The sequence below is a fragment of the Pantoea sp. JGM49 genome (assembly GCF_018257655.1).
Classification (GTDB): domain Bacteria; phylum Pseudomonadota; class Gammaproteobacteria; order Enterobacterales; family Enterobacteriaceae; genus Pantoea; species Pantoea communis.
The window spans coordinates 64,055-75,394 of sequence record NZ_JAERJM010000018.1; the positions used below are offsets into that span (position 1 = coordinate 64,055).

Below are 11,340 nucleotides of genomic sequence, written 5' to 3' on the forward strand. Positions count from 1 at the left end.
TCTCATGAAACGCTGCCGGCAGCCGAAGATATGATGTACACAACAGACAACTGCGAGTCACCACTTATGGCCAGAGCCCTGCCCCCGAGTTATCTTCCCGTTTCACCTTCCTGTCTGGCAGAAAAGCTCCGCGAAATTGCTGACATGCTAGAAAGTCGCAGCCCATTTATCCGCTCGGCTGAGCGGCATTACGCCACAGGAAGCCGCGGCGAGCCCGTGACAGTTATCCGTATTGAATTGCAGGAAAGTTCTGAATGATGTTTCAGGAAGGGAATAAAAGCATTTAATCATCAACAAATACAATCGCTTGTTCTTAATTGGTTACTCAGGACTTTGCGAGGCAGAGTAAAAAAACCTGATTAGCGGGAGAATATTTGTCATTACCCGTTAAAATTTCATAATTCGAAAGCCGCGATTAAGCCTAGATATTACAAGGAGATGCCCGTGAGTAAAATACCAAAACAGGAAGGTTCGGATAATCAATATTCGCTGGAATTCGTTACGGCGGATGATTTTCGCCAGGCAGATATTAATACGATTTTACATGACTATTCCGGCCTGTGTGATTCAAATATGTGGCTTGAGCTCAACCGCATTGCACACGCGTCCTCAGAAAAAAATAATTCTTCAGCGCACCGGGCACACAGAATATTAGTCACATTATGCTCATTCAGAATGTCAGCCGATGACCCTGCGGGCACCTGGCATCCACGATGGCAAGATGAAAACAACACAATGCTCACGCCTTCTATGTTGGGAAAGGAACAAATTTCCGTACTGGCAGACATTCTTTCAGAGATAAAAAACACCGCACTGAGAGGTCGAATAGCAGATGTCATATGGTCAAGTGATCGCTCTCAATTCAAAGCCGGTACAGAAGCCATAAAATCTTATTGTGAAATAATTGGCTTTCATCTTTACAAGACAGACGTTAAAGGAAACATCAGTTATCCGTATATATTTGAACTCGTTAATTTATTACAAAAATCTCTGTACATTCATTTTTCCATGGGTGAGAAAAAACTTATAAACGACCCTCTGAGAGAGACATTTGAAAAAGTTTATGATTTTTTAGTCAGTAATACTCTTTACGTTCCCTTTCAGAGGATAGGGGAGCTTGCCTATCGTTATAAAATTAAAACTTACATGGAAGTGGCGCATGATAGCGAAAAGGTTTTATCTGAGGGTCAACCAGATGATTACCCGGACGCCCGTAAGAAAGTGTGGTCACTGGCAGCTAAGTGCTATGAAAAAGTGAACGATTCTGAGGGGCAACGGCGCTGTCTCGAAGAATACACGATAGAGACGCTACGGATGCGTGAGCTCGTATCTGATGCTGCAGCAAAAGCGGCCTGGACACGTCAGGCTATCACGGAACTTCAAGTTGCGGGTGGGTTTAAGGAGTGGGTTGAAAAGCTAATTTCAGAATTGAGAGATCTTCAGCAGCTCAGCGTAAGTGAACTAACCCCCATTAATACTCCTTGGGACTTAACGAAGGAATTCAAAGAAACTGAAACAAAATTCCAAAAGCTTAACATCCCTCAATCTCTGTTTATTTTTGCTCAACTCTCTGCATCCCCAACTGTGCATGACCTGGAGGAATTCGCGATGGCGAACTCTTCCTCTGGCCTTACATCTTTATTTCCAGGAAAACTTCATGTGGACCATGAAGGTAGACCTGTAGCAAGGACCTCAAGCGAAATTAAAGGCGACGAACCAGATGCACAGTGGTTAAAAGAAAACTCACTTGAAACAATGAGTGAACACAGACACAAAGTCGTGGTGGCTGGCATTGAACCTGCCAGAAAAACAATTATGCTCGGATTCCCACTGGAGGTAAGACATTTTGACGCGCTGGTTAACTACAGTCACTTTGTCCCTTTCGGGCATGAGCATCTTTTTAGTCTGGGTTTCTCTCGATTATTTCAAGGGGACTTTGCATCGGCAGCATATATTCTCATTCCACAACTTGAGAATACTTTACGCCATGTTTTATTCTGCAATGGAAAGGACTCATCAAAGTTTAATGATGGTGAATTTCAGGAAGACCGCACGCTATCAGGACTATTAGAAAACCGAAAGAGTGACTTGGTATCTGTTCTCGGAGAGAACATTGTTAATGAGATAGATCTTCTTTTCAATTATAAAGCAGGCCCTTCACTCAGGCACAAAGTTGCACATGGCAAACTGGCTGCCGGTAATTGTTATGATACAGATACTGTTTACGCGTGCTGGTTCATTTTTAGATTGATATGTCTTCCTATTCTCAATGATTGGGAGGAAAAAATCGCGCCGCAAATCCAGATGACGCTTTGATCGGTAACTATTCATTGGTGCCCTAACCTTGCATTCAGCAGGGCTGAGAAGCTGGGCGCTAATAAACTGCTATGCTGATCAGGTCGGTTCGAGAAGCCGGCTTACCTTAATAACTCCTTTTCCCCTGCGGTGCCCGCCGCGGGGGGATTTTTTTATCACAGCCTTCCCCTGTTGAATTTCAGCGTGCTGATGGCCAGCTGCAGATAAGCCTGACTGTTTTCATCGCCGATTGTCCGGGACAGCGCCAGCCGGTCGTTCAGACACTCCATAAGGGTATCGTGGTTAATCTCATTACCCGCCTGCCAGATGCGGATAGCTGCATTCCCAACTGCGTCGCGCGCGTCAGCATAACGAATGACAAGGTCGCGCATATCATGCGCCCGCTTACGTTCTTCCCTGCTGAATGATGTGAAATCGTCAGAATTCATTCCTGCCCCCTGGTAGGTTTTAGCCAGACAGAGACCGCCATGCGGAAGCGCCGTGCGCAGGAGGCATGGACGGGAGGATGCCGGCACAGGCTACAGTTTATTTACCCCTGGTGAATAAGGAGAAGTTAATCCCGTACCGGCACCGGTTAATTTAGCACAGCGGCGTCCTGTCGCCACCGCCCGGTCCGGCATCGTCTGATTCGGTCCGCGTCCAGATGGCCTGACGGGTCAGCCAGAATCCGGATGAGTGAAACACGATGCCCAGCTGCTCCGCCAGCGTCTGCGTCACCGGCAGTCGCCCCGCCAGAAAAGCCCAGGCGATATCGCTGTCCAGCCCGCTGCGGTCACACAGCTGCGTCACGGAGATATCATGCTCAGTCAGCAGATAAGCGATAAAGCGTGCGGGAGAGGTATGGCCGTCCGTAGATTTCCCCGGGAGGTTATGAAGAGGTTTCGTCCAGATTAATGCGCTCCATCCGGTCTGCACAACGGGTCCAGAAAAAAAAATACCTGCCGTTAACTGCCAGCCCGCAACGCTCGCCGCAGTCACGGCTGAGGCGTACCGCAGCAGCGCGAGGAACGAACAGCCGTGGCGAGGAAGCGTCACGTCACCGATGCCCGCAAAGACTGCTTACGCTCCGGTGCCGGGATTAGGAAAGAAAGATAAAGGAGCCCGACCACGGAAAGCCAGGCTGCTGATGTACAGCCCGGAAACGCTTCCGTACGTTGCCCGGGCCCGGTATCAGCATAGATGCCCCGAGAGTGTGCGCCGGAAAATATTTTTTCCCCGCTCTCAGCCACATAAATCCGTTTCCGGGCGTAACTGCCGGACTGCCTCTTGCCAGATAAATACCACTCAATAATACTGTACATATAAACAGTATTCACAGAGGAGGATTTTATGCACCAATTACATACAGCACCCACCCTAACTCCCGCAACGTCTGCCGGGAGTTTACAGTGAAACCGGCAGCGTACAGCCCTGGCCTGATGCTGCTCTGGCCCCCCATCTTTACGCCGCGCGTACGGGTCCCGCTGTTCGCAGACCCGTGTGCCGCCGGATTCCCCTCCCCTGCACAGGACTACGTCGAGTCTGAACTTGACCTGAACGAACTCTGCATACGCCGGCGCGCCTCAACCTTCTTTGTGCGCGCCAGCGGCAGCAGCATGGAAGGACTGGGGTTGTATGACGGCGACGTCATGGTGGTTGACCGGGCCGAAGAGGCATCGCATGGCGATGTCGTAATTGCGGAGGTCGACGGGGAATTCACGGTTAAACGCCTGCAGCTGCACCCCCGCCTTGCCCTGCTGCCCATGAATCCGGCTTACTCCACCATTTACCCGGAAGAGCTGCAGCTGCTCGGCGTGGTGACCTGGTTCTTTAACAGCACGCGTGCGCGCCGGAGGTAAGCATGCCCATGTTCGGACTGGCCGACGTCAATTCATTTTACGCCAGCTGCGAGGCGCTGTTTCGCCCGGACCTGCGCGGTAAGCCGGTGGTGGTGCTCAGCAACAACGACGGCTGCGTGATTGCACGCTCAGCGGGCGCCTAGGTGCTGGGCATAAAAATGGGCGCGCCGTGGTTTCAGATAAAAAATGAGGGGTATTCTGAGAAAATACATGTATTTAGCTCAAACTACGCCTTATACCATTCTATGTCGCAGAGGGTCATGACGGCCCTCGAGGAGCTGACGCCAAAGGTCGAGCAGTATTCGATAGACGAGATGTTCCTCGACATAACCGGCATTGATGGCTGCGAAGATTTTGAGCACTTCGGGCGGCGCCTGCGCGCTCACGTGCTGGCCACAACCGGACTGACGGTCGGCGTGGGCATGGGCCCGACCAAAACGCTGGCCAAAAGCGCGCAGTGGGCGAGCAAAGAATGGAAGCAGTTTAAAGGCGTGCTGGCGCTGACCACGGGCAACCCGAAACGGACCGCCACGCTCCTGCAGAATCAGCCAGTGGAAGAAATCTGGGGCGTCGGCAGGCGCATCGCAAAGAAGCTGAACATCATGGGCATTGAAAATGCCCTGCAGCTGTCGCGCGCTCACCCTGCCCTCATCCGGAAAAACTTCAGCGTGGTGCTGGAGCGCACGGTGCGGGAGCTGAACGGCGAGTCCTGTATTCCGCTGGAAGAGTTTGCGCCGGAGAAGCAGCAGATCGTCTGCTCGCGATCGTTTGGAGAGCGTATCACGTCAAAAGTGGCCATGCAGCAGGCGCTCTGCCAGTACGCAACGCGCGCGTCCGAAAAGCTGCGCGGTGAACGTCAGTTCTGCCGCCGCGTGGGCATTTTTATCCGTACCTCGCCTCACGCACCCGGGGAGGTGTTTTACGGCAACAGCGCCGGCGAGAACCTGAAGGTGCCCACCCAGGACACACGTGACGTTATTGAGGTGGCCATGCGCAGCCTGGACCGCATCTGGCTGGAGGGACGCCGCTACATGAAAGCGGGCATCATGCTCGACGACTTCACCCCCAACGGCGTCAGCCAGCTGAATCTGTTCGACGAGGACGGCCCGCGGCCTAACAGCGCGCAGCTGATGAAAGTGCTGGACGGTATCAACCAGTCCGGGCTGGGTAATTTGTGGTTTGCGGGTCAGGGAGTTAATACAGAATGGAAAATGAAGCGGGATATGTTATCCCCTGCGTGGACCACGCGCTGGAGTGACATACCTGTCGCGCGAGTGGTTTGATGCTGCTCTGGGGCGGCATCGCGCAGCCACTCTCTGACATTGTACGAAAAACTCAGCGGGACTTCTTTTTCCAGCTTCCGTTTGCCATATATGCCGCGCGAGACACGCATGCTCCCCACATAACCTGCAGTCCTATCTTAATCAGCGTGCTGGCGTGTGGAAGAAAGAAGAGCGGGACAATAAATAGAATACTCAGTAAAAAGCTCCATTCGGCGATGCTTTTCTGCTCAGCATCGCTGAGTTTTTTGAGGCCCAGAAATCCCCCAATAAAACGCGATATTCTCACCTTTATGTTCCTCAAGAGCGGAAATATTAAGTACATTGTAAATACAATATTAGCATTACTTTGTATTTACACATGTGTATTTACATCACGAATACGATTTATGGCAGAGTTGCCAAAAGCCCACTTAACGTATTGCCATCTTAAACACAGTGTAAATACAAAAATCAGTGTTTCGGGGCTTCAAGGAGCCAGCGATTTTTTTCATTCTGATCCATGCTCGTGCAGTAAGCCAGCAGGGCGGCCTTCAGAATAGTGGTTTTGTTCTGTCCTGTAGCAAGAGCCTCCTCATCCAGCATTTCAATAATCACTGCCGGCAACCGGAAGTTGGTCGGCTGTGTTCCTTTTGAGGGGCGGCTGTCACCCTGTCTGATGAAGCGGGCCGTGCTGCCTTTTGCCGAATCCGTCTGCAACGCTTCGGCCGGTTGTGACTGCACCGTAGCCGGGCGGGCTACGGGAGATTTAAGCTTAACCATGTCTGTCTCCTAATTTACACCGTAAATACATTGTACATTCGTTGTATAAACAATTAAAGCTATCTATGCTGGCCCGCCGCAACTTACCACTCCTGAGAATGGATTGGAGAAACTGATCTGCAGTATTCGGTCCTGGAAGGAGTAGCATAAAGAGATGGTGAATACCGCCGCTCAGGACTGCGGACACTTTAGAAAATCAAATACAATGTAAATCTAATGTATTTACAAATTAATTACAGGCCAATTTCTTCAGCCAGCAATTCAATAAGCGCCTTCGCCTTACTCAGGCTGCTGGCGCTACTGACGTCATGAACGCCGGCACCGAGATTAAACGCAGATTCAAACACGTCGAGCTGGTTAATCCACGTTCTCAGCGCTGGTATCCAGTTAGGATCGGCGCTCAGTGAACGCGCCAGCTCGATGGCATCAGTCGCTTTAGGCTTACAGCGGTTAAACAGAAAGTAGGCCTTGAGCGACGGATTTTCATTTTCCTGAACGTGACGAACCACCTCGTTAACTTTGTTCATGTTATCAACTTCCACCTGCGAGGAGGGACGCACCGGCGAGAGCAGCACGTCTGCGGCCGTTAGGGCGCTTCGGAATTCCATGCTGTCGTGACCGGCCGTGTCAACAAGTACGATCTCAGACATCTTCTGCAGACGCTTCATCTCACGTGAAATGTCGCCATATGCTGAATGGAGCGGACACATCGGTAGACCGGCCTCTTCGCGGCGGGAAAAGAAATCGGCTAGCTCTTCATTTTTGTCCGCACGCAGCACGGTCACGCTTTTACCGCGCGACAGCAGAAGCGCTGCAAGGTTTCCAATCAGTGTCGTTTTGCCCACACCGCCCTTAGGCGAACCCAATACTATGATCATGCTTCTCTCCGGGAAAATGCGTCACAATGTAAATACATCGTAATAACGAATGTGTATTTACGGAGTAAATATAAAACCCCTTTATAAACGAGAGAGCGCGTAAAGTCAAAAGTATTACACTGTAAATACATAAACGTATTTACAGTGTAAAAATAGCAAGGAGGTTTCAGGAACGCAGCAGCCCGGCAGCCTCGCAGGGATCCATCCCGAAGCTGACCTGCCGGCTGCCCGCAGCTGCCGCTTCCATCTGCTGTACGCGGATGTAAATCTGCGATTCCGGAAGTCAGCATGTCCGAGCCAGCCCTGCAGCACGGTCGGCATGATGCCGCAGTAAAGCAGATGCATGGCATAGCTATGCCTCAGCGTGTGCGGGGTGGGTATTCGGCAGCGAAAGTGACAGACCCTGCCCGGCAATACGGGACACCGCCGCACTCAGCCAGTTTCGCGCCGTGTCGTCCGTCACCGGTTTGCCGCCGCGTCCTTTCCAGACCGGTCGCCGGCGGTTAGGACAGAAGGTGGCGAGATGGTCGCGCAGTCGCATCACAAAACCTGCATCGAGCAGGGGGACACGCCGCTGCGCACCGGAAGGCGGCTTGCCGGGTTTTGGATTGCGCTGGCGCTTGAGCGTGACGAGGCAGACGTAAGGGCGCATGCTGTCCAGCACGATATCGTCCGGCCGGATGGCCAGCGCCTCATTAATCCGCGCCCCTGTATTCCAGATAAATTCAAACAGCATGCGCCGGTGAAGGTCCGGAACGGCGGCGAGCAGCACCGCCACCTCCGCCGCCAGCAGGTAGCGAGGCAGGCTGTCGTCGCCGGCCAGCTCGCGTCGCACCGCAAGCGCCAGCCGTTAGTCGATGACCGGGGAGATCGCGCTGTGTGAATTCTGGGATGCCGGGCGGGGTAAAGTGCCCGGATTTTCACCTAGCATCGTCTGAGCGTTTACAGGGTAAGGCGAGCGCATGTGGTTCCCCGGCGGTGAATGATGATCACTATGATAGGGCAGGGAAGAAATGAAGTCCCGTGCGGTAATTCCCCCGGGACGCTCACTGTATTCGGTTATTTATGCGTTAAAGGATAAATTACCGTAAATGCTGTGGATATTGCCTTCAGCAGAGCTTGCTGCCTGCTGCCTGCTGCCTCAGGACGCCACATGTTGTGGCCGTGGGACAGACAAAAGCCTGGATAGTGGGAAAGAGGCGGGGCAGGGGGGTGATCGGCTTTCTACCTGGAAAACCGAAAGTCTGCGATGCCGTACAAAATTTACCTTTTTTTCCGGATATGTTACTACAGCCTGTGGGGCCCGGATCTTCTGCCCCGTAACCACAGAGTCCAGCTGGAGGTGTTGTATGCGCATTCTGAAACCAACGAACCGCTCTAGGGCGGCAAAGGAAATCAGCGCCCTCAAAAAGGCGCAAAAGAAAGGGATCACTATTCCGGATATTGCTGCCGCCATGCAGCCTGCCATGAGCAGCCCGAACACAACGGATGGACTGCGCGAAGCCGCATCGAGGATAGATCAGATGCTCGATATTGCGGCGGGAAAGACGGTGATATCAGATGCTGTCGATAAATTATTAAAACCAGCCCCCGGTGGTGCCCCTGCTGAAGTCCCCGCCCCGGCGTAAGCGTTTTAAAAGTGCCCCTCCGGGAGCACTGATTATCTTTTATGTGGTTATATTATCGCGCTGAACACACAGTGTTTACCGCAGGATTAATCCTGCTTTAGGGAATGAATTGGAAAAAGCAACCTGGGAATTAATAGGCGCGGACTCAGCGGTGGGTGTGCCTCTCATTGTTAATACAGTTAAAGAAACGATTTTTGAGTATATCCGGAACAAGCGCGACAGAAATTACATTGTGGTTCAGGTAATATTTTTTCTCGATAAGTACATTGCTAAATGTGAATTCCTTTCAGGAAATGAGGGCATATATAGCGCTGAAACTCAGCAAGTTGAGATGACGTATAACTATCCAAAATTAAATCTTTCTGCAGTCAAAGGTGATTATATACATCTCTCGGTGGATATGCTTTATAGGCTTCATAGTATTGAAACGAAACATGCTCAGATCAGCGTCTGAAGCAGCCATCTGGAAAAAAGAAAGGAAGGCTAAACGTAATGCTGCTGAAAATGTACTAGCAAAATAATATGGCGTCTGAGTAAAACGAGTTTAATCGATTTTTTACAGTATCCCCCTCAGGGGTAAGCCATCACGTGAGCATCAACTCAGCAGTCTTTCATAACATATCAAAATTGCCCCAGCAAATACACTGTAAATACAAAAATGTATTTACAGTGTATTTGCATTAAATTCCCTTATTAATTCCTCCATTTTGCTTGTTGAAATGTCCCGCTCCCCCCTAAGATGAAAACGCCTAAATAGGCATGAGACCCAGGCACTCAAAACGTTGTTCTTATTGACAGGCAAGCATGTCAGTGGCTTTAGAACATTCGTCAGAGAAAACGGGTCATCCACTCAACCATAAGAACCGAAATGGTGATTTTATGGATATAATCAAATACTTAGTCGAGGTTAATTACAATGGCATTATTCAAACTGAATGGGGACAATCTCCATGACACGTTAAACAAATTGTTTCACGAAGGCCGTATTCCACAGTTAGTTCGCGAGGACGCTGAACAGGTTCGTTGGCAGGAGAAGCCACACCCTTCTGCAGTTTTTTACGGGTTGCCTGTTGAAAATCTGGGTCGTTTCAACGATCCGTCATTAAAAGCGGGGATTTGTTATACCGCAGATAATGCGCTAATCGCTGTGGCTGAGTCATATGGAAGAAAGCGTGAGGCTGACCCCTCAAATTTCTTCATTGGCGATGACTCGCTTCACATCGCTCAATTATGTACTTTGAAGACCACACGGCAGACTGTCACAGTAAATCTTTCCCGCTTACTACCATTGCTCCATCTTACGGCAGATAAGGTCATGGGACCGGACTATAGAATCACTCAGAGCATTACTGAGTGGGCAGCAAACACGCCAGGATTGCCTTTTGACGGTATTACTTACCAGTCTAGACATCTTAACGACAAAACGTGTACTGCATGGTGGGTTCGTGAGGGGGCTGACGATCCGCTTTCGACCTCAGATATGACGTCAGTTGCAGAGTACCGCAGCGCAGATCAGAGCAACTTCCCTGAGTTCTGGACAGACGAAAATATCTACGGAAAGGAAATTCTGTTGTTTTCTATGAATTATGAAATCAGTAGTAACAACAGGTAAACCTGAAAGCCTGGCCTGTTAAGCCAGGCTTTTTTTATTTTGCAATATGGCGGCCAAACAGTGCGGCCTGACGTTTTATCTCATCAATATAGCTATCAGCTTCTGGCCGCTTCATAGCATCAATGACATTGAGTTCCGTGTCCTCAAAATAATACATGGCAGTAAAAAATGAGACTTTCGTAACCGGACTCATATCATGACCCAACAGAGACATAACTTCCTCTAAACTATTCACAACTTTTTTTCCCTGAAACTGAAACGCAGGGAAAAGGTAATCGTTGCCTGGCCTTACGGCTAATAGCTTGCCGGTTTTGTGCTGATGATGAACAGCCTGTCGGCTTATACCAGTCAGTTTTGCAACCTCGCCGGCTTTGAGCGTTCCACCCAGCTCTGAAAGCCGGTTAATGAATTTACGCGTGCCCTCATTAATGCGCTGGATGACTCGCAGTTCACGTTCAGGAACATGGGCATCACGCTCAAGCTGTTTTTCGAAAATGAGCTTAGCAAGATCGCCATCATTGAGTTTCAGCGCACTGGTCAAGGATTTGTCCTTGGCCATGTTATCTGCGATGGCTTCAACAAGATGAAACATGCGCTCCTGCAGGGCTTTTCTTTCACTTGAAAGACCAGGAGTCCAGGAAACTTTATAGGTGTTTTTTTCAATCGTGTTCATAGTATAGGCACCTCTCTTTTACGATATGATATGACAACCATACGTAAATCGTCAAATGATCGCTGTTTTTTATTCGCCCCTTCAGTTAATCGATGCTCAAATAAACATCTTTCCTGTTAGAGGAACAAACAAACCATTGAACTTATTATAGTTTTCTAGGATTTCATTTGATCGACAGAATGTCGTTGAATCGTGTTGTATACCTTGGCGACAGCATTGATCTTTTCATCTGCCAGCTGCTGTCCTTAGTACCCTGGCCCGCAAACCACACCTTTGCCCGGCCCGAACGGTTGATGCCGTCCAGCGCCGCCATCAGTGCGTCAGCGTTGGCGCGCGGCAGCTGCTCGCTGAAC

General features: G+C 50.2%; 14 protein-coding genes and 1 pseudogene. 6 read left to right on the forward strand and 9 right to left on the reverse strand.

Annotation, left to right across the window (positions count from 1 at the left end):
- Window positions 1-444: 444 nt before the first annotated feature.
- On the forward strand, window positions 445-2,316 hold the full coding sequence (locus JK231_RS25785; protein WP_211729672.1) for a DUF4209 domain-containing protein: 1,872 nt from the start codon (window positions 445-447) through the stop codon (window positions 2,314-2,316).
- Window positions 2,317-2,471: 155 nt separating this feature from the next.
- Here the strand turns inward: JK231_RS25785 and JK231_RS23135 are convergent, their stop codons facing one another.
- Together JK231_RS23135 and JK231_RS23140 are read right to left on the reverse strand one after the other, a co-directional pair.
- Window positions 2,472-2,744 carry a hypothetical protein gene (locus tag JK231_RS23135; protein WP_211729673.1) on the reverse strand — a complete coding sequence of 91 codons (273 nt, stop codon included), beginning with the start codon at window positions 2,742-2,744 and terminating at the stop codon, window positions 2,472-2,474.
- Between the two features lie 151 nt (window positions 2,745-2,895).
- Entirely contained in the window at window positions 2,896-3,351 is a 456-nt protein-coding gene (locus tag JK231_RS23140; protein ID WP_249221807.1) for a hypothetical protein, read from the reverse strand.
- Between the two features lie 383 nt (window positions 3,352-3,734).
- On the opposite strand from JK231_RS23140, the gene umuD reads away from it, so the two are divergent.
- Both umuD and umuC read left to right on the forward strand, forming a co-directional pair.
- Window positions 3,735-4,154 (forward strand): translesion error-prone DNA polymerase V autoproteolytic subunit, encoded by a 420-nt coding sequence (umuD, locus tag JK231_RS23145; protein ID WP_211729688.1) that lies wholly within the window; start codon window positions 3,735-3,737, stop codon window positions 4,152-4,154.
- 8 nt (window positions 4,155-4,162) lie between these two features.
- Window positions 4,163-5,437: pseudogene (gene umuC, locus JK231_RS23150) on the forward strand (translesion error-prone DNA polymerase V subunit UmuC).
- A 52-nt stretch (window positions 5,438-5,489) separates the two neighbouring features.
- Here the strand turns inward: umuC and JK231_RS23155 are convergent.
- From JK231_RS23155 to JK231_RS25715, 5 genes are all read right to left on the reverse strand, one after another.
- Window positions 5,490-5,723, reverse strand: a complete 234-nt coding sequence (locus tag JK231_RS23155) for a hypothetical protein (protein WP_349291535.1) — start codon at window positions 5,721-5,723, stop codon at window positions 5,490-5,492.
- 164 nt (window positions 5,724-5,887) lie between these two features.
- Complete coding sequence (locus JK231_RS23160; RefSeq protein ID WP_211729675.1) at window positions 5,888-6,196, reverse strand: stability/partitioning determinant; 309 nt, start codon at window positions 6,194-6,196, stop codon at window positions 5,888-5,890.
- 233 nt (window positions 6,197-6,429) lie between these two features.
- The gene (locus tag JK231_RS23165; protein WP_211729676.1) at window positions 6,430-7,074 is read right to left on the reverse strand and encodes a ParA family protein; all 645 of its coding nucleotides are present in this window, start codon (window positions 7,072-7,074) and stop codon (window positions 6,430-6,432) included.
- A gap of 114 nt (window positions 7,075-7,188) precedes the next feature.
- Window positions 7,189-7,419, reverse strand: coding sequence for a hypothetical protein (locus tag JK231_RS25710; protein ID WP_283094331.1), 231 nt, complete (start codon window positions 7,417-7,419; stop codon window positions 7,189-7,191).
- Window positions 7,420-7,426: 7 nt separating this feature from the next.
- Window positions 7,427-7,909 carry a tyrosine-type recombinase/integrase gene (locus JK231_RS25715; RefSeq protein ID WP_349291536.1) on the reverse strand — a complete coding sequence of 161 codons (483 nt, stop codon included), beginning with the start codon at window positions 7,907-7,909 and terminating at the stop codon, window positions 7,427-7,429.
- Between the two features lie 514 nt (window positions 7,910-8,423).
- Here JK231_RS25715 and JK231_RS23175 point away from each other — a divergent pair.
- The 3 genes from JK231_RS23175 to JK231_RS23185 all read left to right on the forward strand — a co-directional run bounded on the left by JK231_RS23175 (window position 8,424) and on the right by JK231_RS23185 (window position 10,314).
- A complete protein-coding gene (locus JK231_RS23175) occupies window positions 8,424-8,702 on the forward strand; it encodes a hypothetical protein (RefSeq protein ID WP_211729677.1) in 279 nt (92 codons plus the stop codon).
- A gap of 109 nt (window positions 8,703-8,811) precedes the next feature.
- Window positions 8,812-9,156 (forward strand): hypothetical protein, encoded by a 345-nt coding sequence (locus JK231_RS23180; RefSeq protein ID WP_211729678.1) that lies wholly within the window; start codon window positions 8,812-8,814, stop codon window positions 9,154-9,156.
- A gap of 462 nt (window positions 9,157-9,618) precedes the next feature.
- Window positions 9,619-10,314 (forward strand): RES domain-containing protein, encoded by a 696-nt coding sequence (locus JK231_RS23185; RefSeq protein ID WP_211729679.1) that lies wholly within the window; start codon window positions 9,619-9,621, stop codon window positions 10,312-10,314.
- A 34-nt stretch (window positions 10,315-10,348) separates the two neighbouring features.
- Here JK231_RS23185 and JK231_RS23190 read toward each other — a convergent pair whose 3' ends face one another.
- Both JK231_RS23190 and JK231_RS23195 read right to left on the reverse strand, forming a co-directional pair.
- Window positions 10,349-10,987: a DNA-binding protein gene (locus JK231_RS23190; RefSeq protein ID WP_211729680.1), complete on the reverse strand. Its 639-nt coding sequence runs from the start codon at window positions 10,985-10,987 to the stop codon at window positions 10,349-10,351.
- A gap of 163 nt (window positions 10,988-11,150) precedes the next feature.
- The coding region (locus JK231_RS23195) for a DUF4113 domain-containing protein (RefSeq protein ID WP_211729681.1) at window positions 11,151-11,340 on the reverse strand (190 nt) is incomplete at its 5' end.